At 33.1% G+C, this 1794-nt stretch carries 2 protein-coding genes; both read left to right on the top strand.

Annotated features, from left to right (window positions below; all coding sequences use genetic code 11):
* Positions 1-585: 585 nt before the first annotated feature.
* Positions 586-1185, top strand: coding sequence for a YagK/YfjJ domain-containing protein (locus HF854_RS12280; protein ID WP_168936540.1), 600 nt, complete (start codon positions 586-588; stop codon positions 1183-1185).
* A gap of 10 nt (positions 1186-1195) precedes the next feature.
* The gene (locus HF854_RS12275) at positions 1196-1705 is read left to right on the top strand and encodes a hypothetical protein (protein WP_168936539.1); all 510 of its coding nucleotides are present in this window, start codon (positions 1196-1198) and stop codon (positions 1703-1705) included.
* Positions 1706-1794 lie beyond the last annotated feature (89 nt).

Below are 1794 nucleotides of genomic sequence, written 5' to 3'. Positions count from 1 at the left end.
GAAAAATGGTGTAGAGCGAATTTTTAGCGGAAAAATCGGATAAAAAATGCTGTCCCCTCTCCTCAAACTGCTAGTCATCTATGGTGCATAGGTAAGCTTTGAAGGATCTCTGTTTATATAAGAGCGTTACTTTTGTGATATAGTTTTCGTCAAATGAGAATAAAAAAGAGCATAGTATTAAGCTATGCTCTTTTTTTGTGTATAAAATAATTCGGACATACATAATATGAAGTTTTACTCTTCATGGTCTCTGTTCTTAAGGTTTATAACACTCAACCATATAGGGGGTATGTAATACTAATATAATATATTAAAATAGTAAATTTATATAGGAAATAGTTAGATTGTTTAAATATCAAAAATAGTAACTTTATATGTGGAATAGTTAGTAATTGTTTAAACATTAAAACAGCAATTAAATGTGTTGATTGAATATTGAGTATGTAAAAATAATTGATTTAACAAAAAACGATATGGAATGTGGAAGTATATTTATCCAATACACTGCAAACATGTCATCAGCATATTTGCAGAGTATTGGCTCATCATCGTTTTATGTTCTTTGTCTAAATATGAGGTGGAAATATGAAAAACAAAAACGTACAGTATCTGGATAATATCAAAAATAGTGTCAATGAGTTGTTAGACTTCTATACAGACAATCATCGTAAAACATTATCCATCAGGTTTGATGTTAGATATCCTCAAAATTATACCGGAGATACCTCATCAAAAAATATATCTGATTGCATGGCATATATGGTCAAAAAGTATAAACGTCGTAAATGTGATCCGTATTATATTTGGGTTCGTGAACAAAACAAAAGTGATCATCCTCACTACCATTGTTTGTTCTTGTTAGATGGTACTAGAGTTAAGACTTATAACCATGTCTTTAAAAGTGTTGAGACAATTTGGAATTCTACTCTGGATATAGATAGAGATTCAAAAGGATTGATAGACTACTGCACGAATAAATCCAATAGGGATTATAACGGTAAAATGATTACCAGGACATCTGATGTTGAAAAGTTTGATTCAAGATTAGATGAGGTGAAACAGCAGGCTTTATATTTAGCAAAAGCATATACCAAAGGTCCTCTCTATGATGGACAGAGAAACTTTGGCATGTCACGTTTACCTAAAAATAAAAACATAGATTCTCATAATTCTGATAATAATTAAGGGGATTATCATGGATACTCAAAACAAAAAATCTTATAGTTTTTCAGTGCAGCAGTCACCAAATTCTGAAAACGAACATACTGCTATCGTATCTGTCTCTCTCTGTGATGGTACGATGACAGTATCCAACTTTGGTAGTGCAAATCAGGCTACAGTGAATTCTTACAACACAGTCGATATTATCAATGCTGCTAGAAATGATGCTCAGGCAAAGATTCAAGACCAGATGAATTTCATGTCGTCTCAAACAGCATATCATCCATCAGTATCTACGGCTCAGAAAGATTCTACATATCCAGTTAATAGCAATTCTAGTACAACAGCGTTACCACCTTCTCAGCATAAACATGGAGGTGGGAGCAAACTGGCTAGTGAGAAACAGAAAGATTTTATAAAGCAGTTGGCTGATAGAAAGCGTATACATATAGATCAGTTGTGTATGGATATGTTTAGCCACGGTAGTAGTAATATGACAGGTGCTGAGGCAAACGAGATGATCAAGCATTTAAAAAGATCATAAAAGCTTGATAGTATAAGAGGATGTCCGGCATGTTTTTTGATTTTAAAAGGTGTGGTAATCTCGTCCCATGAAACAAACAGATTTTCGTG

It is taken from the genome of Desulfovibrio piger (genome assembly GCF_012843875.1).
In the GTDB taxonomy this organism is placed as follows: Bacteria; Desulfobacterota; Desulfovibrionia; order Desulfovibrionales; family Desulfovibrionaceae; genus Desulfovibrio.
The sequence above is the reverse complement of the archived record's forward strand: the minus strand, read 5'-3'. Positions and strand labels throughout refer to the sequence as shown.

Coding starts and splice junctions, on each gene's coding strand:
- HF854_RS12275 (WP_168936539.1), top strand. CDS start 1,196: ATGGATACTCAAAACAAAAAATCTTATAGTTTTTCAGTGCAGCAGTCA.
- HF854_RS12280 (WP_168936540.1), top strand. CDS start 586: ATGAAAAACAAAAACGTACAGTATCTGGATAATATCAAAAATAGTGTC.